Raw genomic sequence first — 20,434 nt, forward strand, 5'->3', positions numbered from 1 at the left:
TCTCTCCCTCAAATATCTAGATATGAGGGGACCTTACATCAATTCGCGCACATCTGTCAGCTTTCCCGTGATTGCCGCAGCGGCAGCCATCGCAGGGCTCAGCAGATGGGTGCGTCCGCCGCGGCCCTGACGACCCTCGAAATTGCGGTTCGAGGTGGCGGCGCAACGCTCGCCCGGGGTCAGCTGGTCGGGGTTCATGGCCAGGCACATCGAACAGCCCGCAAGGCGCCATTCGAAGCCGGCCTGCTTGAAGATGTCGGCGATGCCTTCCTCTTCGGCCTGCGCGCGGACAAGGCCCGAGCCGGGCACGACCATGGCGCGGATGCCGTCCTTGATCTTTTTGCCCTTCAGTATCTCGGCAGCGGCGCGCAGGTCCTCGATCCGGCCGTTGGTGCAGGAGCCGATGAAGACCGTGTCGATCTCGATGTCGCTCAGTTTCTGGCCCGGCTTGAGCCCCATGTATTCGATCGAGCGGCGCGCGGCCTCGACCTTGCCGCCCTCGAAATCCTCGGGGTTGGGCACGGTCGCGGTGATCGGCAGAACGTCTTCGGGGCTGGTGCCCCAGGTAACCACGGGGGCGATTTCTTCGCCGCGGATGGTGACGACCTTGTCCCAATGGGCGTCGTCATCGGAATAGAGCGTCTTCCACCAGGCCAGGGCGGCCTCCCACTGCGCGCCCTTGGGGGCATGCGGGCGGCCCTTGACGTATTCGAACGTCTTTTCGTCTGGCGCGATCAGGCCGGCGCGGGCGCCGCCCTCGATGGCCATGTTGCAGACGGTCATGCGGCCTTCCATCGACAGGTCGCGGATCGCTTCGCCGCAATATTCGATCACATAGCCGGTGCCGCCGGCGGTGCCGGTTTCGCCGATTACGGCCAGAGTGATGTCCTTGGCGGTCACGCCCGGCTGCAGTTTGCCGGTGATCTCGACCTTCATGTTCTTGGACTTCTTCTGGATCAGCGTCTGGGTGGCCAGAACATGCTCGACCTCGGAGGTGCCGATGCCGTGGGCCAGCGCGCCGAACGCGCCGTGGGTGGCGGTGTGGCTGTCGCCGCAGACCACGGTCATGCCCGGCAGGGTCCAGCCCTGTTCGGGGCCGACGATGTGGACGATGCCCTGACGGATATCATTCACCGGGTAGTAGTGAATGCCGAATTCGCGGGCGTTTTTGTCCAGCGCTTCGACCTGAATGCGCGACTCGGGGTTTTCGATCCCGTTCACGCGGTCGGGCGTGGTGGGTACGTTGTGGTCCGGCACGGCGATGGTCTTTTCCGGCGCGCGCACCTTGCGGCCTGCCATGCGCAGGCCTTCGAACGCCTGCGGGCTGGTGACTTCGTGCACCAGGTGGCGGTCGATATAAAGCAGGCAGGTGCCATCGTCGGCTTCGTGCACGACATGGGCATCCCAGATCTTGTCATAGAGTGTTTTGGGGGACATCGGTCCTCTCCCGTCTGTATTGAGAAATGCTGGCGAGTGGCTGGGCGCCGATTATAGGCGGGCCAGAACCGTGCGGGCGGCCCCGAAGAACCGTTCACGCAGGCGCGCGCGGTCTTGCAGGTTGGGAGCAGGGGCCTGATGGAATCTCATGCGATCCAGATATATCGCGCCCCCTCGTCAATCAAGGCTCAATCCGCGTCCCGCGACAGGTCGGTGGGCCTTGCAAGCCGCCACATTGCTGTTCAATCTGGCGGCAGGAGACGCGCATGGACAATGATTTGATACCAAGTTCGATTTCAGAGCTGTTCGACAACATGGCCGAGGCCTTTCTGTTGCAGCTTGGGAACCTGGTCGAGCTGATCGTGACTCCGGGGTGGCGGCAGTATCAGATCGCCATCATCCTGGGGCTGGTGGCGCTGTCCTTCCTTTTGACTCTGCTGACAAAAGGCCGGTGGGAAGCCTGGGCGCGGGCGCGCAGCGGATGGCCCAAATGGCGGTTGCGGGTTCTGGTTCAGCTGATGCAGCGGATGACGCTGGTCTACTTCGTCGTGCTGGCTTGGGGCGTTTATCTGGTGATGCAGCAGGTCACCTGGCCATCGCGCAGTTACATCATCGGTGTTCTGGCAACGCTGGCAACCGCGTGGCTGGCGATCGCGCTGATTTCGCGACTGGTCCGCAACCGGACGATTCGGCGCATCTTCCGCTGGTCGATGTGGATCTACGCCACGCTGGTCGCGCTGAGTCTGACCGATGACGTCGCCGAGTTTCTGGACGGCGTGGCGATTTCGATCGGCAGCCTTCACATCTCGGCATTGGGGATTCTCAAGGCCATTCTGCTGATCGGCACGTTGTTGGTGCTGGCGCGGCTTGGTACCCGGGCGGCTGAACGCGGGCTGAAAAGCAATGACGACATCTCGCCCTCGATGCAGGTGCTGCTGGCCAAGGGGATCCAGGTCGCGTTTTACGGGCTGGTCTTTCTGGTCGGGATCCGGACGCTGGGATTCGACCTGACCGGGATCGCGCTGTTGTCCGGTGCGGTTGGCGTCGGTATCGGCTTCGGCCTGCAGAAGGTCGTGTCGAACCTGATCTCGGGGATCATCATCCTGATGGACCGGTCGATCAAGCCGGGCGACGTGATCTCGCTGGGCGACACGTTCGGTTGGATCAACGCGCTGGGCGCCCGCTACGTCTCGGTCGTCACCCGCGACGGGCGCGAATACCTGATCCCGAACGAGGATCTGATTACCGGGCAGGTGGTGAACTGGTCCCATTCCGACGAGTTCGTCCGCCTAGATCTGACCTTCGGCACCAGCTACGGCGACGACCCGCACAAGGTGCGCGAGACCGCCGTGCGAACGGTGAAATCAGTCAAACGCGTTCTGAGCGGCGGCAAGCACGAACCGGTCTGCCATATCACCGGGTTCGGAGACAGCAGCGTCGATTACGTGCTGCGGTTCTGGATCCGGGACCCGACGGCCGGCCTGACCAACATCCGCGGCAATGTCTATCTGGCGCTGTGGGATGCATTCCAGGCCGAGGGCATCTCGATCCCCTTCCCGCAGCGCGAAGTGCGCCTGCTGGGGCAGGGTGCCACCGACACCGCTGTGCCACATCTGGACACGGATTGATCAACCCCGTGCCATCAGCGGTTGCCGTTCATTGAAATGTTGCAATTGCCTTGCTACCTTAATAGTACCCCGGCGCCGGGGTTACACGGCGCTTTAGCAAGGAGGACCATGTCCTGTCTCTACACACACAGGCGGGTTTGCCCGCCGATGAAGGGGCCGCTGTGATGGCCCGCTCTCAGTCAATCAGCGACAAGCTGCTTGAACGCATCCTTTCCTCACTTTCCGATGACAAGGCCGAAGATGTTGTGCAGATCAACCTGCAGGGCAAGTCTTCGGTGGCCGACTACATGGTCATCGCTTCGGGCCGGTCGACGCGTCAGGTGTCGGCGATGGCAGAAAAGCTGACGGATCGCATCAAGCAGGAATTCGGTTTCACCTCGAAGGTCGAAGGCAAGGATGCCGGTGACTGGGTGCTGATCGATACGGGCGATGTGATCGTCCATATCTTCCGCCCCGAAGTGCGCGAATTCTACCAGCTGGAAAAGATGTGGCTGCCTCAGGGCGGCAGCGCTTCGGCGAACTGAGGCGCCATCCCGGCCCGTATTAAAGGGCCGGCGGCGAGAGCGACATGCGTATCAGCATTTGTGCGGTCGGGCGATTGCGTGCCGGACCGGAGAAGACCCTGCTTGACGACTATCTGACCCGCTTCGACCGGACCGGCCGCGGCCTGGGCCTTGGGCCTGCGCGCGTGATCGAGGTCGAAGACAAGAAAAACGCCGGTATGGGCGCCGAGGCCGGCTTGCTGCGCAAGGCGCTGCCCGCTGGCGCGGTGATCTGCACATTGGACGAGCGGGGAAAGGTGATTGCTTCCCCCGATTTCGCGCGGAAGCTGGCCGGGTGGCGAGACATGGGCCGGCAGGATCTGGCCTTTGTCATCGGTGGCGCCGACGGGATCGACCCGGCGCTGCGGGCCGAGGCTGATTTTTCGATTTCTTTCGGCGCGATGGTCTGGCCGCATATGCTGGTCCGGGTGATGCTGTCCGAACAACTCTATCGCGCCGCGACGATCCTGTCGGGCGGCCCGTATCACCGGGCCTGACCACCATGGCCCGTCTGCTGATCGTCTATCATTCGCGTACCGGCGGCAGCCGGCAGATGGCAGATGCGGCCGCACAGGCGGCCAGCGCCGAGGCCGAGGTCAGCCTGAAACCCGCCGAGCAGGCGGGGCCCGACGATCTGCTGGCGGCCGACGGATACATCTTTTGCGCGCCCGAGAACCTCGCGGCGCTGTCAGGCGTCATGAAGGACTTCTTCGATCGCTGCTATTACCCGGTTCTGGGCCGGATCGAGGGGCGGCCCTACGCGCAGATGATCTGCGCCGGGTCCGACGGTCAGAACGCGGCGCGGCAACTGGCGCGCATCGCCACCGGTTGGCGCCTGAAAGAGGTGCAGCCGCCCCTCATCGTCTGCACCCACGCGCAGACGTCCGAGGCGATACTGGCGGAAAAGACCATCCCCGAGGATGAACTGGACAAATGCCGCGAGATCGGCGCGGCGCTGGGTGCCGGGCTGTCGCTGGGCGTGTTCTGACGATCAGTCTAGCGTCACAAGCGTAGTGTCCGCGTTCCAGCTGTCGACACTGCACCGGGCCTGCACCTGAACCTGACTCGCGCCTTCGGGGATCGCGACCCCGCCCAGCGACCGGGTAAAGGGCTGCTCGGTCTCGTGCGGGTGATGCAGCACCCGCATCCCCAGCTCGGTCCCGTCCATCGCCAGAACGCGCCAGCCATCGGCATAATGGTCCCACCCGGTATCGGGATGGCGGATGGTCACGTCGAATCGCCAGGTCTCGCCCGTGCGCGTCGCGGTGACATTTTCGACCGTCGGCGGGTCGGCGAGGGCCGGGGCGGCCAGAAACAGGTAGGGGATCAGGTGTCGCATTGCGCCAGTCTAGGGTCTGATCGGGCGGGGCGCGATCACGTCTGCGTGTCCGGCGGCAGGCTCAGCAGGATCGCGCGGGAATGCGAGGCAAACTCGCGCCGATAAAGAACCCCCAATGTCAAAAGCGTGCCGATGATCAAAGTGATCGGGCCCAGTATCCACGCCAGCGACGCCAGCGCGAAATAGGTGGCGCGCAGGGCACGATTGAAGCTGCGCGCGGCGGTCACGCAGATCTCGGCCGCCTGCGCTGCGCGGGGATAGGCCTGCGGATCCTCGGGCTCGTTGGGCACCGCCGCCATCAGCACCGCGCAGTAGCCGAACAGCCGATGCGCCCAGACGTATTTCAGAAAGGCATTCGACAGAAACAGCAGCACGATCAGGATCTTGACCTCCCACACCATGGCGGGTGCGCTGCCGATGGCCAGATCCTTGGCGACGCCCGACAGCCGCTCGGTATTGCCCAAAAGGGCCAGCCCGCCCCCGATGGCGATCATCGTGGTCGAGGCAAAGAACGTGCTGCCCTGACGCATCGTGCCCACGACCTGGGCGTCGAACATGCGGGGCTGACGGGTCACCATTTCGCGCATCCAGCAGCGGCGGAATTCGTCCATCATCACCGCGACCGAACGCTTGCCCGGCGCGGGGTTCTCGATCCGCCATCCGATCCATTGCCAGGCGATCAGCAACAGCAGGACGGCGGCGTAGTCCAGGGGCGAAAACAGCAGGGTGCGTTCGGTCAATGTCATAGCGCGACAGTACGTCCGACGAAGGCAACTTGCCAGATGCAGAAATTGGTAATATTATTTTACCAAACCGGAGGACCCGCCATGGACATGCCACAGCCCAACCCCGACGTTCTGGCCCGCAAGGCCAACGTGCTAGCCCGTCTGCGGCAGGTTCTGCCCGAAGATGCCATCATCGCCGATCCGTCCGAAACCCGCGCCTATGAATGCGACGCCCTGACCGCCTACAAATGCGCGCCGATGATCGCGGTTCTGCCGTCCTCGACGCAGGAGGTCTCGGACATTCTGCGCATCTGCCATGACGAAGGCGTGCCGGTCGTGCCGCGCGGGGCCGGGACCTCGCTGGCCGGTGGGGCGCTGCCCACCGCCGATTGCGTGATCCTGGGCGTGGCCCGCATGAACGAGGTGCTTGAGGTCGACTATGACAACCGCTTCATCCGCGTGCAGACCGGCCGCACCAATCTGAGCGTCACCGGCGCGGTCGAGGCGCAGGATTTCTTCTATGCGCCCGATCCGTCGTCGCAGCTGGCCTGCGCCATCGCGGGCAATATCGCGATGAATTCGGGCGGCGCGCATTGCCTGAAATACGGCGTGACCACCAACAACCTGCTGGGCGTGACCATGGTGCTGATGGATGGCGGCGTGGTCGAGATCGGCGGCGCGCATCTGGATTCCGGCGGTCTGGACCTGCTGGGCGTGATCTGCGGTTCGGAAGGGCAGCTGGGGGTCGTCACCGAGGCGACGCTGCGCATCCTGCGCAAGCCCGAGGGCGCGCGCCCGGTCCTAATGGGTTTTGATGACAATGCGGTGGCGGGTGAATGCGTCTCGGACATCATCAAGTCGGGCATCCTGCCCGTGGCGATCGAGTTCATGGATCGGCTGTGCATCGAGGCCTGCGAGAATTTTGCCCATGCCGGCTATCCGAATTGCGAGGCGCTGCTGATCGTCGAGGTCGAGGGCTCGGACGCCGAGATCGACAGCCAGCTGGCCAAGATCGTCGAGATCGCCAAACGACACAACCCGGTCGAGCTGCGCGAAAGCCAGTCGGCCGAGGAAAGCGCCCGCATCTGGCTGGGCCGGAAATCGGCCTTTGGCGCGATGGGGCAGATCAACGACTATATGTGTCTGGACGGCACGATTCCGGTGTCGGCCCTGCCGGACGTGCTGCGCCGCATCGGCGAACTGAGCAAAGAGTTTGGCCTGCCCGTGGGTAACGTGTTCCATGCCGGCGACGGCAACATGCACCCGCTGATCCTGTTCGATGCGAACAAGCCCGGCGATCTGGAAAAATGCGAGGCTTTCGGGGCCGAGATTCTGAAACTGTGCGTCGATGCCGGCGGCTGCCTGACCGGCGAGCATGGGGTGGGCATCGAAAAGCGCGACCTGATGCATCATCAATACGCGCCTCAGGACCTTGAGGCGCAAATGGCCGTGAAGGACGTGTTTGACCCGAAATGGCTGCTGAACCCCGCCAAGGTGTTCCCGCTGGATGCCAGTGCGGCCCGACGCGTCGTGCCGATGGCGGCGGAATGAATCCCAAGACAGAACGGACCCCGCAATGAGACCTGAATCAGAGTCTGAACTGGCCGAAATCGTGGCCGGCCTGAACGAACCGGTACGCGTTGTCGGTGGCGGCACGCGCGGTGTGACCGGCTCCGACCGGACGCTGAGCACCGAGGGGCTGCGCGGGACCACACTTTACGAGCCCGGAGCGCTGACACTTGTGGCGCAGGCCGGAACGCCGCTGGCCGAGATCGAGGCCGCGTTGGAGGCCGAAGGCCAGCAACTGGCATTCGAACCGATGGATCACCGCGCCTTGCTGGGGTCCTCGGGCGCGCCCACGATCGGCGGTGTCGTGGCCGCCAACGTCTCGGGGCCGCGCCGGATCCAGGCCGGGGCCTGCCGCGATTTCCTGCTGGGCGTGCGCTTTGTCGACGGGCAGGGGCAGATCATCAAGAATGGCGGCCGGGTGATGAAGAACGTCACCGGCTATGATCTGGTCAAGCTGATGGCCGGGTCCTGGGGCACGCTGGGTGTGCTGACCGAGGTGTCGTTGAAGGTGCTGCCCAAACCCGAGGCCAGCGCGACGCTGGCCTTACCCGCCAAGGACGCCGCGACTGCGGTTCGCATCCTGTCCGAGGCGCTGAAATCACCCTTTGAGGTCACCGGCGCGGCCTATGATCCGCAGCAGCAGCGCGCCTTGATCCGGATCGAGGGGTTTGCGGAATCGGTCTCGTATCGCACCGGGCGCCTGCAGGAGTTGCTGAGCCAGTTCGGCGCGGTTGATCCGATCGAGCCGTCGGACGCCCTGTGGCAGAGGGTCCGCGATGCGGCCGATTTCGCCGACACGCCCGGCGATGTCTGGCGGATCTCGGTCAAACCCGGCGACGCGCCCGAAATCGCGGCGCGGGCCGAGGCTGATCGGACCCTGTTCGACTGGGGCGGCGGGTTGATCTGGGCGCTGGTGCCCGCAGGCACCGACCTGCGCGCCCGCATTGGCGTGTTTTCCGGCCACGCCACGCTGGTGCGGGCCGGGGCCGATACCCTTGCCCGGCTGGGCCGGTTCCAGCCGGAAGCGCAGGGCATTTCGGCTCTGACACAGGGGATTCGACAGAAATTCGACCCGCGCGGCATGTTCAACCCCGGGCTGATGGGATAGGGCGATGCAGACCACATTCACCGAAGACCAGTTGAAAGACCCCGGTACCCGCCGCGCAAACGAGATTTTGCGCAACTGCGTGCATTGCGGGTTCTGCACCGCCACCTGCCCGACCTATCAGGTGTTGGGCGACGAATTGGACAGCCCCCGCGGGCGCATCTACCTGATCAAGGACATGCTGGAAAACGAGCGTGTGCCGGACGAAAAGACCGTCAAGCATATCGACCGCTGCCTGTCCTGCCTGGCCTGCATGACGACCTGCCCGTCGGGCGTGCATTACATGCATCTGGTCGATCACGCCCGCGAATATATTGAAAACCGCTACAAGCGCTCCTTCTCGGACCGGGCGCTGCGGTGGATTCTGGCGCGGATCCTGCCCTATCCGATGCGGTTTCGCTGGGCGCTGATCGGGGCCAAGCTGGGGCGGCCGTTCCGCTTTCTGATGCCCGACGCGCGCCTGCGGGCGATGCTGGACATGGCGCCGAAACACATCCCGCCGGTCAGCCGCAATGACGACCCCCAAAGCTTTGCGCCCAAGGGGCAGGCGATCAAACGCGTGGCCCTGATGACGGGCTGTGCGCAAAAGGCGCTGAACACCGACATCAACGATGCCACGATCCGCCTGCTGACCCGGCTGGGCTGCGAGGTCGTTGTGGCCGAGGGCGCCGGCTGCTGCGGGGCGTTGACCCATCACATGGGCAAAACCCGCGAAAGCCATGCCACCGCCGCCGCCAATATCCGCGCCTGGACCCGCGAGATGGACGGCAAGGGGCTGGATGCAATCGTCATCAACACCTCGGGCTGCGGCACCACGATCAAGGATTACGGGCACATGTTCCGCGACGATCCGCTGGCCGAGGACGCGGCGCGGGTGTCGGGCATTGCCATGGATGTCAGCGAGATCCTGATGCAGCTGGACTTGCCGCAGGGTGACGACAAGGGGTTGACGGTTGCCTATCACGCGGCCTGCTCGCTGCAACACGGGCAGCAGATCAAGACCTATCCCAAGGACCTGCTGAAAAAGGCGGGGTTCACCGTGGTCGAACCCGCCGACAGCCACCTGTGCTGTGGCAGCGCGGGCACCTACAACCTGATGCAGCCCGAGATCTCGGCCAAGCTGAAACAGCGCAAGGTGCGCACGTTGGAGGCCAAGAACCCCGATTTTATCGCGGCCGGGAACATCGGCTGCATGATGCAGATCGGGTCGGGTACCCAACTGCCCATCGTGCATACGGTCGAGCTGTTGGATTGGGCCACGGGCGGGCCTCGGCCCCCTGCGCTGGATCGGGCCGGACAGCCTGCGGATGCGGTGCCGATCCTGCGGTGATCGGGCCTGATGCGCCGACGCATCAGTCTGGTGCGGATTAGGCGCGGTCCGGCTCTGCCCTATTTTCGCCAAACGCCACGCGTAAGTAGATTGGCCGATACCTCATGCCGGAGAACCGCGTGCGTACATGGATCAGGGCGATAGCGTTATGTGTTCTGCCATTGGCAGCCACGGCGCAGGATACTGGGCTGCAAAGCCTTGAAACCTCGGATTCCGGGCGCGAATGGATGGCGGTTGGACGGCTGAACATCGACGGCACCGGCTTCTGCACTGGTGCGTTGATCTCACCCACGCTTGTTCTGACCGCAGCGCATTGTCTGTTCGACCAAGCGACCCGCCAACGAATTGATCCGGGCCAAATCGAGTTTCTGGCGGGGTGGCGACACGGCCGCGCATCGGCCTATCGCACAGCGCGCCAGGCGGTCATTCATCCGGAGTACGAGTATGACCGCGCCGCATCCGTCAGTCGTGTGCGCCACGACGTCGCGCTGATCGAGTTGTGGCAGCCGATCCGAAATACGACCGTGATCCCGTTTGAAACCGGCTACAGGCCGACGCGAGGCGAGGATGTCGGAGTGGTTTCGTACGCCCACAACCGCGCAGAAGCCCCTTCGCTGCAACAGGTCTGCTCGGTCATGGCGCAGCAATCGGGGGTGCTGGTCATGTCCTGTGACGTGGATTTGGGTGCGTCCGGCGCGCCGATCTTCTCGTTCTCAGGGGATCACCCCCGGATCGTATCGGTCGTGTCCGCAAAGGCCGAATTGGAAGGCCGGCGGGTATCGTTGGGAACAGCGCTGGAAGAGTCGCTGGAGGTGCTGCGTACCGAGCTGTCCGCAGGGAATGGATTTGGCGCTTCCGGCAATACGCTCGAGCCTGGAAAGAACGTCGGCGCAAGGTTTGTCCGGCCATGACCTGCCGCATCGTGACATTGGCCCTGATTTTGGCCGGGATTGCTGCGTCGGCGGTGGCCCAGGACAGTGGCAAGCGCCGGCTGACCGATCGGGACGACCTGTATGGTTGGGAGGCGATCGGGCGGTTGGACATCGGAGACCGCTCGTTCTGCACCGGCACGCTGATCGCGCAGGATCTTGTCCTGACCGCAGCCCATTGTGCGACGGACAAGGCCACCGGTCGGACCTACGCACCCGGCGAAGTCACCTTTCGCGCAGGTTTGAGCGATGGACATGCGCTTGCCGAAGGCACGGTCGTGCAGATCGCCGTCCTTCCCGACTATGATCCCCGGGTTGGCCTGTCACCCGAGATGGTCCGGGTCGATGTCGCCCTGATGCGACTGGATCAACCGATCCCGTACACCGTCGCCAACCCATTTGCATTGCACAGTGGCCGGGTCGCCGGAGATGAGATCAGCATCGCTTCGTACGGGCGCGGCCGATCCGAGGCAATCACGCGCCAGCGGTCCTGCCGGATTCTGGAGCGGCGCCAAGGTCTGATCACCTTCAATTGCGATGTCACGTTTGGATCCTCCGGTTCGGCCATTCTGGCCCGAAACGGGCCGCGTTGGCAGATCCTTTCTGTGGTTTCGGCGGTTGGTACCGACGGCCGTCGCAAGGTCGGGTTCGGCATGGAACTTGAGGGGATTGTCTCGGATCTCAAGGCCATTATGCGGCGGGATGCGCCGCAGCCAAAGGCCAAGATCCGGCGGCTGCAGGTGGGCTCGGGCAAGTCCAGCTCGGGCGCGAAATTCATCAGCTCCGGCGGGTCTTGAACTCAGCCAGATCCTTTCCCATCTCATGTGTGTCGGGCAGCCAAACCGGGGTCCGACAATCGCCAACGCCCGTCCAATCGGAGGGCAAAACTCGTAAATCGCTCTGAACATGAGGATAACGAACATGCGTAGCTTTGATTTTGCACCACTGCACCGTGCAACCGTCGGCTTTGACCAGATTGCCGACATCATGGATCGGGTCATGACCAGCGAAGTGTCACAACCCAGCTATCCCCCGTACAACATCGAAAAAACCGATGCCGATGCGTATCGCATTTCGATCGCAGTCGCCGGCTTTGCCGAAGATGATCTGACGATCGAAGTCAAGGAAAACGCTCTGGTCGTGGCCGGCAAGAAAGCCACCGAAGACACCAAGCGCACTTATCTGCATCGCGGCATCGCCACCCGCGCCTTCGAGCGTCGTTTTGCTCTGGCCGACCACGTCCGCGTGACCGGCGCCAACCTGGAAAACGGCATGCTGCACATCGACCTGAAGCGCGAGGTGCCCGAAGCGCTGAAACCGCGCCGGATCGAGATCACCTCGACCAAGGCGATCGAAAAGGACGTGGTTGACGCCAAGCCCGTGAACTGAGGCTGAGACCGCCCAAGCGGCGATGATCGTCTCCTCCCTCGGTTGTCGCACAACCCCGCGTTCCTCCGGACGCGGGGTTTTTTCATGACGCTTGCAAAGAAAAAGGGCGCCCAAAGGCGCCCTAGTCTCATGGTCCGTCCGATCAAACCGCCATGCAGATGTATTTCATCTCGAGATAGTCTTCCATGCCGTGGTGGCTGCCTTCACGGCCAAGGCCGGATTGCTTGACGCCACCAAACGGGCCCAGTTCCGAGCTGATGATGCCGGTGTTGATGCCGACGATGCCGTATTCCAGCGCCTCGGCCACCTTGTACACGCGGCTCAGATCCTTGGCGTAGAAATACGAGGCGAGGCCGAAGATCGTGTCATTGGCCATGGCGATGACCTCGTCCTCGTCCTCGAACTTGAACAGGGGCGCCAGCGGGCCAAAGGTTTCTTCCTGCGCGACCTTCATGTCCTGGGTCACGTCGGTGATGATCGTCGGCTGGAAGAAGGTGCCGCCCAGGTCGTGCGGCAGGCCTCCGGTCAGGATCGCGCCGCCATTGGCCGTGGCATCGGCGATGTGCTCCTGCACCTTGGCCACCGCCTCGTCGCTGATCAGCGGGCCGGTCGTTGTGCCATCGGACAGGCCGTCGCCGATTTTCAATGCTTCGACCGCGGCCTTGAGCTTGGCGGCAAAGGCGTCATAGACACCGGCCTGCACATAGATGCGGTTGGCACAGACGCAGGTCTGGCCGTTGTTGCGGAACTTGCACAGCATCGCGCCTTCGACGGCGGCATCCAGATCGGCGTCGTCGAACACGATGAACGGCGCGTTGCCGCCCAGCTCCATCGAGCATTTCATGACCTGGTCCGCGGCCTGACGCAGCAAGATCCGGCCCACCTCGGTCGAGCCGGTAAAGGTCAGCTTGCGCACGCCGGGGTTCTCGCAGAACTCCTTGCCGATCTCGCTGGCCTGTGACGAAGGCACCACGTTGAACACGCCCGCCGGAACGCCGGCCTGTTCGGCCAGCAGCGCCAGCACCAGCGCCGACAGGGGCGTTTCGGTGGCCGGGCGCGCGACGAAGGCGCAGCCAGCGGCCAGTGCCGGGCCTGCCTTGCGCGTGATCATCGCGTTGGGGAAGTTCCACGGCGTGATCGAGGCCGCCACCCCGATCGGCTGTTTCAGCACCATGATCCGCTTGTCGCGCTGATGGCCGGGGATGGTCTCGCCATAGACCCGCTTGGCCTCTTCGCCGAAGAATTCGATGAAGGACGCGCCATAGGCGATCTCGCCCACCGCCTCGGCCAGGGGTTTGCCCTGTTCGGCAGTCAGGATCTTGCCCAGATCCTCGGCGTTTTCCATCATCAGGTCGAACCAGCGGCGCAGGATCGCGGCGCGCTCCTTGCCGGTCAGCTTGGCCCATTCCTTCTGTGCCGCCTCGGCCTGCGCGATGGCACCGGCCACCTGGGCGCGGCTGACATCCGCGACCTCGGCGATCACGTCGCCGCGGGCCGGGTTGGTGACGGCAAAGGTGCCGTTGTCACCATCGACCCACTGCCCGCCGATATAGGCCTTGGTGACCAGAAGGTCGGGGTTCTTCAAAAGCGATTTCAGGTCGGTCGTGGTATCCAGCATGGGTCGGCCTCCGGGCAGGGAAAGAATTTGCGCGTACCCAATCAGGTGGCGCAGAACATGTCTAGGGCCACCCGGGGGCGTCAATCAATCCAGATTTGATCAAAAAATCGATCGACGTGCGATGCAAGGGCCGGAAAGCATCAAAAGCCAGCCAGCTCTTGGTTTTGACGCCTATCTTTTTCGATAGGGTTTTGCCAAAGTTCCGGTGATTTGAGAGACCCAAGGGGATGTAAATAGTTATAACATTCCCTATCTTGTTGGGTAGATAATAAAAACAAGGATTGGACAGATGTCGAACCAGCAATTCGAAGCATTGATCGAGGAAACCCAGGCCAAGGTGCGCGAAAGCCAGTCGCAGATCGAAGGGCTGACCTCGCGGATCGAGGCCGCACGCGCCAAGATCGGAACGGCCGAAGCGGATATCGACATCGAAAATGCCACGCTTGAAGACGTGCACGCCCATACCGAGGTGATGAACGCGAACATCGCCGAACTGATCATGGGGCTGGACGACGTCACCAGCGCGTTTTCCAAGGATTTTGACGAGATGCGCTCGAAGACCGGGTGGGAATCATTCGTGGGCATCTTCTCGAAGGGAAAATCCGAGTCCATGCGCCAAGAACGGATGCGCTCAGCCAATATCGACGACAAACTGCAGGACCTGATCGCGAAATCAGACGTGATCGTGAAGCTGCTGGAAGGACAACTGGCCGTGCTGGAAGAGCAGCGCGTGAAGGTGGAGAACAACCTGACCGTCACGCTGGACGACCGCGAGGCGACCGTGGCCGAACTGGAAGCGTTGCGTACCGAGATTCAGGGTATGGACCCGGCGATCATCACGCTGGAAAACAAGATCAGTGTCGAGCAGGACGCCGCCGCGCGCACCAAGCTCGAAACCGAACTGGCCGAGCTGAACAAGCAGTACAACGCGAAGGTTCAGGAAGAACAGGTCAAGCTGGCCAAGTCCCAGACGCTGGAGCGCTATATCGAAAAGGGCAAGACCTGGGTCGATTCACTGCAGAACCAGGCGGCGACGCAGATGGTGCTGATCAACAAGCTGCAGACAGACACGCAGCAACGCGTGGTGCTGTATGACGCCCTGACCAAATCGCTGAAAACCGCGCAGCAGCAGGACGTGGCCCACCGCATCAACGAGATCGGCGTGCAGACCGACCAAGAGGCTCAGACGGCAATGGCCGCCATCGGCACCGCGACCAACCAGAAAATGGCCGACATGCTTGAGGCGCATGAGGACCACATGGTCTTTGCCCGCGACGTGCTGGAGAAAAAGGCCAAGGCGGACGAGCGCTTTGCCCGCCGGTTTGCCTCGATTGTCGAGAAGCATGATAAGAATTTGTATGGGGGGTGAGGACGCGATCCGTTCGCCGCTAAAGATGCTAAGTTCAGCAGTGGGCGTTGCGCTCTTAGGGGCGCTTCTCATCCTGTTCGGGTACCTGACCCAATTGATTCCAGCATACCTTGGTCCCGATCTGAGATTGATGATGTTGTTCGTGCCATTGGTCTTCGCGCTCGGCTCATTTGGAGTTTCAGCCGTGTTCGCAGTCTGGGGCGCACTTTGGTTGGCATTCGAGGTATTCCTTCTATTGGTCGATAAGCTAAATGAGTAACCCAACCCAAGACCATGTTGGCCTGACCGACACCTTCGCCTCGCGCCGCTATTTCCGCAAATTCGAGGTGATCACCGTACACCTCCTACGCGTGGCCGCGACGATGGAGGCGGAAGGCTTGATCTCGAAGCAAGAGGTGCGGATCGTGTCGCGCTACCTTTCGGGGCTGCTCTACACCTTCCGCGCGCTCAGCATGAAATACCTGCTGGTCGGGCGTGATACGGGGCGGTTCTTTGGTAGTCTCGCCATGGACAAGCGTGACAGCGGATTTCCGGTGGCGGCCGAACTGCTGACCATGGCCAATGACGCGCAGCAGGCGCAGGTACATCTGGCGAATATGCCCTCGGAAGAGGACCTGAAAACCGAGATGGTGCGGACAATCATCAGCGACAGGGAAATCCCCACCAAGCTGCAATTCGCGCTGTCCCAAAGGCTCTATTACGAGGAAGTGTTGAAAGGTCAGCTGTTCTGGGCCCGCAATGACCCGGAATGCCATTGGATCGAAACCGAGGGCGAGCGTAGGAAATTCCTGATTCATTGGGCGGTCTATGACAGCCAGATCAACCTGCCGGTCATCTACCTGATGCAGTTGGAGGACAGCGGTAAAACGGCCCTGCCCAAGGACCAGCGTCGCTGGCCCGAAGTGCAGGCGCATCTGATGGCGCAGTCGCTTGGTGGCTTGAAACTGGTGACCATCGCCAAAGGCTTCGACCAGGATTTCGACGACTTGCACCCCAAACATCTGCGCCGGATTCATGTGGGTCCGATGTATTCCTCGGCCTATACCGAGCAATCCGGCCCCCTGCGGCAGGTGCTTGAAGACGCGCAAGCCCCCGAGGGGCAGGATTGGGCTCTGGCTTGGACCACCGAAGAACTGCACAGCGAAGAGGTCATCGAAGAACGCGCCGGATGGTTCTCGACCGTCGAGCGCGAGGTCTTTGCGTTGGACCCGTTTGGTGGGCAGGGGGCCGAGACCGGGGCCACACGCACCCAGCGCTCGATCATCCTTCCGCAGCGTCCGTTCCAGGTTCTGGCCGAACGCAATCCGCCGGGCTTTGCGGATGTGCGCAAGTTTGTGGTCAGCAAGTCCGGACAGGTGTTGCGATATTGATAATACAAAGGCGATTTTGAAATGAGTTTGACGTCAGACCAGATGGAATTGCGCGAAAACGATATTCGCAAACACTATCCTGCCGCCACCGCATTGCTGAACGGGTTCGAGCATGCGCCGCGCATAGCCAAACCCGCCGAGGCCGCCGTCGAACGGTCACCGGGTGTGTCGACGGGGCGGCGGTTCCGGTCGACCACGCCGGGGTTGGTAACCCGCCGCACTGCCCGGGCCGATGGGGTGCATCTGGTCGAACGGATAGAGGCCGCGGATGACGGCGACGCGCTGGTGTCCCCACCGCAGGCGACCACACAGCAGGCGATCCGCCGGGCGATTGCCATCTCTTTTGCCGTGGCCGAAACCTATGCGGACCAGACCCCGCTGGCCGATCTGAAACGCGCCAATCTGGCGGGGGACCTGCCTGTCGCGCGCAAGACCGAGTTTTCGGAATTGCTGACCGCCGAAGCACTGATCACCTTGCACACCTTCGGCAATGCGTTGGCCTATTTGATGTCCTCGCATCTGGGTGAGACCACGGTCGAAATCGGTGAAATCGAAGAGGTCCTGACAGACAACGGCCAACTCGCCCTGCACGGTGCCCTGTGGGAACTGGATCAGGTTCTGGCCAAGCACGCGCCCGATGATGCCCATCTGATCGCGGCCACCAGTGCCTATGCAGAGCAACTGATGGAAAAAGCTGCTCTGCGCGCGCAAACGGCTGGCCATCTGGCCCCGTTCCAGAACGCCGCCTGGCATATCGAGGCCGACGATCTGACGATCCGGGGGTTTGAGCCCGCGTCGAAGGCCAAATCCACCACGCTCACCATGACGTTCAAGAAACCGAACGAGGTGGTGGGCAACCATATCGCCAAATATCAGGCCATGAAGCTGGCCAAAATGCTGATGGCTTATGATTTTGACCGTCGCCTGAACCCGTTCGCGGAGCTTGGCGGATTCATCTTTACCTTCATGGGCGACGGCAAACCGGGCACCGGCAAGACCACTCTGATCCAGATGATGGCCGGGCTGATCAATGACTACTGCCAGAACGCGGGCTATCCGTTTCGTTATCAGAACCTGAGCACCGACAATATCGACAGCTATCAGGGCAAATCCGGCCAGAATGCCAAGGCGTTCATCAACACGATCATCGACCCCTCGGTCATCGGCTTTGGCACCATCGACGATATCGACCAACTGGCGGGCAAACGCGGCGACCGGCAGTCCAGCGCGGGCCAGCTGGAAATCACCGCCGTGCTGATGGAGAGCTTTGCCGGCGCCAACACCGTGGTGCGCGGCAACTGCACCTTTGGCATGTTCTCGAACTACCCCGAGAATGTGGACGACGCCCTGCGCCAGCGGGCCGGTGCGCGGTTTCTGGTGGATGGGCCGCAAACGCGCGAGGATTACATCGACATCCTGCACCTGCTGATGGGCCGTAACCACGACATTCCGCTGGGCGAACACGAGGCCTATGCTGCGCAGGAAATCAAGAAAGCCGTCGCTGCCAGTTTCGAAAGCCATTCCCGCCCGCATGAGGATGCATTGTTGCAGGTCTATGACCGGGTGTCGGGCGATATCGGCCAGATGGACACGATCGCCAAGCTGGGCACCTATCTCAAGGCGATCCAACAGGCGGATGAGCGCTTCACCGGTCGCGCGATCAAGAACATCACCGACGCGGTCAAGGTCCGCGCGATGGATTTCGAACTGCCCGACGAATGGATGGAAAACCCCGACCTGTTCCTGTTCCGCGACTACGACACCAAGAAGGCGATGATCGAGGACCTGCGCCAGCCGATCACGGTCGAAATGGTGATCCAGGAAATCAACCGCTACGCCGACAGCGAGTTCCGATATGCCGACAAGAGCGACGAGGTCGCCATCGAAAACGCCGTCCGCGAGATGGGCCGGATGGAAGAGGCCAAGCGGCGGTATCTGGAGGGGAAGGAAGTTTAATGAACCGAATTTGGGGCCATCCAGTTTTTTGGGGGCTGACCGCGACAGCTGTCGTTGTCTTATTTGGTAGTTGGATCGGCGCTCAGGAGTATTGTCAGCTAGATGGGGCCTGTAAGTCGAAGTATCACACTTTCTTGTCTGCGAGCCCGAACGAAGTAGGAGACACTCTTGCAGGGTTCGCGGGAACCTTAGCTTTCATCTGGATCATCGTAACGGTTTGGCTTCAAAGCTTGGAATTGGCTGAGCAGAGAAAGGAACTTGCGGCAACTCGGGATGAATTGAAGCTCAGCAGAGAAGCGCATCAGCAACAAGTTGAAGTCTTGCGAGCTCAGGCCGAAATATTCCGAGATGAACAACGATCCCGCCGGGACCACCAAGCGGGCAAATTGTTAGAAGAGAGACTAAGGGGATTAGCTGAACGATTGGTGAAGAAACCGAAGCTGCTAGTGGAAGTAGATTTCGAGCGACCTGATTCCAGCGTGCAGTTTTCAAAATTTACTCTAGGAACTGAACTCGCAGATGATCAGAACACAGATGTCATCATAAAGCATTTCAACTATGAGCTAGAGGATCTGTCACGTACAATCGAAAATAACGAGACAAATGGTTCAAAGTATACCAATCAACGATTTGATGTAGAACGTGTCGACGAAATCAATGAGCTGTTGAAAGTTATTATTGAAGACTTCGACACATTATCCGAAGCAGATCGGCAACGGGTTAGAAATCTTCATATTGTTCGATCTTATACATTGTTTTTGGACCTTTTGGGTCTGAGTGTGGTACACGCATGATCCGCCTCATCAAAAAAGGTCTGATGTTTGGCAACCTTGTCCACATCTCCAGCCCGGCTCTGGTCGAGCGGTATAACCGCGCGCTGCAACATCTGGCGGGCAAGACCACGGCGCTGACGGATTTCCATGTCGATATCTCGGGCTATTCGCCCGAGGTGGGGATTGAACTGGATGACCCGCTCTACCTCAACCCCAACGGGGTCAACCGGCAGTTCATTCTGCTGACGACCGAGCAGAAACGCGCGCCGCTGCTGAACGTCAAATTCTCGACCTCGCGCGATATCCTGCGCGAATTCATCGAGATGAACGAGGCGCAGTTGTTCGCCCTGACCGCCACCGATGCGGTGGCCGGAGAGCTGGTGAACTCGGTCTTCAAACTCACGACGCCGAGCGACCTGCTGAACCTGCGCAATATTGAAATCGAGGCCGACACCGTGGGCGGCACCCTGCGCAAAGCCGAGCAGCTGGCAGGCATGGTCGAGCGGTTCAAGACCGAGGAAGACGCCTGGTTCGATGATGTGCTGATCGCGAAAATGATCGAAACCGCTAAGGAAACCGGCGACGTCACCCGCAACCCTGTCCGGCTGCGCCACACGGTGTTTGAACAGCGCAACTTCTGGACGGCGCATTTCGGCGGCATGTATCTGTTCCCGGATCTGGATCACCCGGCGGCGATCTGCATGGGTGAAAGGCCAGAGGATTTGCCGATCAAATATGTCTTTGATCCGTCGCAGCGAAACCAGATTGCCAAATTTCTGAATTACAACGATCTGGTCGAGCCGATCGTCAAGGCCCGCGGCGTGGATGCCGCCGCGATCCTGCAACAGAAGATGGACTTTCTGACCGTTGACGCCGCCGCGGATGCGGGCATTGATCTGACCGGGCTGGACCGCAGCGACATGCGGCGTTTGGCGCGCAACCACGCGGATCGCTTGCCCGAAGCCTATCATGGCCTCGCGCAATTGTTGCGCTGGGCGACCGATGGCGGGCCTTGGCCGCGTATCACTTCGGATCATCCGGCCTATTTCTATTCGCTGCGCGCCGCCAATACCCCAAACCGCGATCTTGTGAATATGCTGCTGGCCGAGCTTGCCCCGCTGGACCCGCGCCAGATGTTCATTTGCCACAAGGAACTGTTCTACCGCACGTATGGTGGCTGGCCGGAGCCGAAAAAGGCCTATGTGGCCGAGTTTCTTGCCCGTGAATATCAAGTGGACAAGGCCGGGGCCCGCGCCGCACTGTTCGGGCATGAACCCGACATGAGCGGCGAAGACCGGGTCAGCGAGGCGGTGATCGCACGGGTCGGCCCTTGGGGCGCGGTAAGGAAAGAGTAA

20 protein-coding genes are annotated in these 20,434 nt (G+C 61.7%); 15 read left to right on the top strand and 5 right to left on the bottom strand.

Going from position 1 to position 20,434, the window contains the following annotated elements; genetic code table 11:
• Window positions 1-33: 33 nt before the first annotated feature.
• On the bottom strand, window positions 34-1,437 hold the full coding sequence (leuC, locus tag K3752_RS17160) for a 3-isopropylmalate dehydratase large subunit (RefSeq protein ID WP_170343175.1): 1,404 nt from the start codon (window positions 1,435-1,437) through the stop codon (window positions 34-36).
• 51 nt (window positions 1,438-1,488) lie between these two features.
• Entirely contained in the window at window positions 1,489-1,587 is a 99-nt protein-coding gene (locus K3752_RS17165) for an isopropylmalate isomerase (protein WP_141138497.1), read from the bottom strand.
• Between the two features lie 116 nt (window positions 1,588-1,703).
• Between K3752_RS17165 and K3752_RS17170 the strand changes: the two genes are divergently transcribed.
• The 4 genes from K3752_RS17170 to K3752_RS17185 all read left to right on the top strand — a co-directional run bounded on the left by K3752_RS17170 (window position 1,704) and on the right by K3752_RS17185 (window position 4,595).
• Window positions 1,704-3,065: a mechanosensitive ion channel family protein gene (locus K3752_RS17170; RefSeq protein ID WP_170343174.1), complete on the top strand. Its 1,362-nt coding sequence runs from the start codon at window positions 1,704-1,706 to the stop codon at window positions 3,063-3,065.
• Window positions 3,066-3,229: 164 nt separating this feature from the next.
• Window positions 3,230-3,589, top strand: a complete 360-nt coding sequence (gene rsfS / locus K3752_RS17175; protein ID WP_093963679.1) for a ribosome silencing factor — start codon at window positions 3,230-3,232, stop codon at window positions 3,587-3,589.
• 44 nt (window positions 3,590-3,633) lie between these two features.
• Window positions 3,634-4,104, top strand: coding sequence for a 23S rRNA (pseudouridine(1915)-N(3))-methyltransferase RlmH (gene rlmH / locus K3752_RS17180; protein ID WP_170343173.1), 471 nt, complete (start codon window positions 3,634-3,636; stop codon window positions 4,102-4,104).
• A 5-nt stretch (window positions 4,105-4,109) separates the two neighbouring features.
• A complete protein-coding gene (locus K3752_RS17185; protein WP_260063904.1) occupies window positions 4,110-4,595 on the top strand; it encodes a flavodoxin family protein in 486 nt (161 codons plus the stop codon).
• A 3-nt stretch (window positions 4,596-4,598) separates the two neighbouring features.
• On the opposite strand, the gene K3752_RS17190 is transcribed toward K3752_RS17185, so the two are convergent.
• Together K3752_RS17190 and K3752_RS17195 are read right to left on the bottom strand one after the other, a co-directional pair.
• Window positions 4,599-4,946 (bottom strand): hypothetical protein, encoded by a 348-nt coding sequence (locus K3752_RS17190; protein WP_260063905.1) that lies wholly within the window; start codon window positions 4,944-4,946, stop codon window positions 4,599-4,601.
• 35 nt (window positions 4,947-4,981) lie between these two features.
• A complete protein-coding gene (locus tag K3752_RS17195; protein ID WP_260063907.1) occupies window positions 4,982-5,692 on the bottom strand; it encodes a DUF599 domain-containing protein in 711 nt (236 codons plus the stop codon).
• Window positions 5,693-5,773: 81 nt separating this feature from the next.
• Here K3752_RS17195 and K3752_RS17200 point away from each other — a divergent pair, with 81 nt between their 5' ends.
• The 6 genes from K3752_RS17200 to K3752_RS17225 all read left to right on the top strand — a co-directional run bounded on the left by K3752_RS17200 (window position 5,774) and on the right by K3752_RS17225 (window position 11,993).
• Window positions 5,774-7,222 carry an FAD-linked oxidase C-terminal domain-containing protein gene (locus K3752_RS17200; protein ID WP_260063908.1) on the top strand — a complete coding sequence of 483 codons (1,449 nt, stop codon included), beginning with the start codon at window positions 5,774-5,776 and terminating at the stop codon, window positions 7,220-7,222.
• 25 nt (window positions 7,223-7,247) lie between these two features.
• On the top strand, window positions 7,248-8,348 hold the full coding sequence (locus K3752_RS17205) for an FAD-binding protein (RefSeq protein WP_260063909.1): 1,101 nt from the start codon (window positions 7,248-7,250) through the stop codon (window positions 8,346-8,348).
• Between the two features lie 4 nt (window positions 8,349-8,352).
• Window positions 8,353-9,675, top strand: a complete 1,323-nt coding sequence (glcF, locus tag K3752_RS17210; RefSeq protein ID WP_260063910.1) for a glycolate oxidase subunit GlcF — start codon at window positions 8,353-8,355, stop codon at window positions 9,673-9,675.
• A 119-nt stretch (window positions 9,676-9,794) separates the two neighbouring features.
• Window positions 9,795-10,586, top strand: coding sequence for a serine protease (locus K3752_RS17215; RefSeq protein WP_260063911.1), 792 nt, complete (start codon window positions 9,795-9,797; stop codon window positions 10,584-10,586).
• Window positions 10,583-11,401, top strand: a complete 819-nt coding sequence (locus K3752_RS17220; protein ID WP_170359854.1) for a serine protease — start codon at window positions 10,583-10,585, stop codon at window positions 11,399-11,401. The genes K3752_RS17215 and K3752_RS17220 overlap by 4 nt, the downstream gene beginning before the upstream one ends.
• A 124-nt stretch (window positions 11,402-11,525) precedes the next feature.
• On the top strand, window positions 11,526-11,993 hold the full coding sequence (locus K3752_RS17225; RefSeq protein ID WP_170421045.1) for an Hsp20 family protein: 468 nt from the start codon (window positions 11,526-11,528) through the stop codon (window positions 11,991-11,993).
• Window positions 11,994-12,135: 142 nt separating this feature from the next.
• Here the strand turns inward: K3752_RS17225 and K3752_RS17230 are convergent, their stop codons facing one another.
• A complete protein-coding gene (locus K3752_RS17230) occupies window positions 12,136-13,611 on the bottom strand; it encodes an NAD-dependent succinate-semialdehyde dehydrogenase (protein WP_170342490.1) in 1,476 nt (491 codons plus the stop codon).
• A 289-nt stretch (window positions 13,612-13,900) separates the two neighbouring features.
• Between K3752_RS17230 and K3752_RS17235 the strand changes: the two genes are divergently transcribed.
• The 5 genes from K3752_RS17235 to K3752_RS17255 all read left to right on the top strand — a co-directional run bounded on the left by K3752_RS17235 (window position 13,901) and on the right by K3752_RS17255 (window position 20,434).
• Window positions 13,901-14,980 (top strand): hypothetical protein, encoded by a 1,080-nt coding sequence (locus K3752_RS17235; RefSeq protein WP_170359858.1) that lies wholly within the window; start codon window positions 13,901-13,903, stop codon window positions 14,978-14,980.
• 251 nt (window positions 14,981-15,231) lie between these two features.
• Window positions 15,232-16,350, top strand: coding sequence for a hypothetical protein (locus K3752_RS17240; protein WP_260063912.1), 1,119 nt, complete (start codon window positions 15,232-15,234; stop codon window positions 16,348-16,350).
• Window positions 16,351-16,371: 21 nt separating this feature from the next.
• Window positions 16,372-18,306: an ATP-binding protein gene (locus K3752_RS17245; protein WP_260063913.1), complete on the top strand. Its 1,935-nt coding sequence runs from the start codon at window positions 16,372-16,374 to the stop codon at window positions 18,304-18,306.
• Window positions 18,306-19,100, top strand: coding sequence for a hypothetical protein (locus tag K3752_RS17250; RefSeq protein ID WP_260063914.1), 795 nt, complete (start codon window positions 18,306-18,308; stop codon window positions 19,098-19,100). Before K3752_RS17245 ends, K3752_RS17250 begins: the two co-directional genes overlap by 1 nt.
• A complete protein-coding gene (locus K3752_RS17255) occupies window positions 19,097-20,434 on the top strand; it encodes a DUF6638 family protein (protein WP_260063915.1) in 1,338 nt (445 codons plus the stop codon). Before K3752_RS17250 ends, K3752_RS17255 begins: the two co-directional genes overlap by 4 nt.

This window comes from Ruegeria sp. B32 (genome assembly GCF_025141855.1).
Lineage (GTDB): Bacteria > Pseudomonadota > Alphaproteobacteria > Rhodobacterales > Rhodobacteraceae > Ruegeria > Ruegeria arenilitoris.